The following is a 278-nucleotide window of genomic DNA, read 5'->3' on the forward strand; positions in this document are numbered from 1 at the left end:
AACTGGCCCAGTGCGACCGCTGCATGATGAGCCCGGAAACCTGTCATTTTCATCTGGGTACCTGCCGCGAGCCGGACTGGGCAGAACAGGTATGTTTTCAGCCTCATTATGTTTACCTGGCCAACTCGTCCGGCATCAAGGTCGGTATTACCCGTGCCTGTCAGCTGCCCACCCGCTGGCTGGATCAGGGGGCCGTACAGGGCCTGGCCATTGCCAGAGTTGCCAGCCGTCGTGTGTCCGGAATGCTGGAAGACCTGCTGCGTCAACGGGTTGCCGAC

At 60.4% G+C, this 278-nt stretch carries 1 protein-coding gene; it reads left to right on the forward strand.

The features are described 5' to 3' along the window. Positions 1–278, forward strand: a 278-nt coding sequence (locus Q4563_RS19525; RefSeq protein ID WP_303605699.1) for a DUF2797 domain-containing protein, incomplete at both ends; no start/stop codon positions are given.

Source organism: Gilvimarinus sp. 1_MG-2023 (assembly GCF_030548285.1).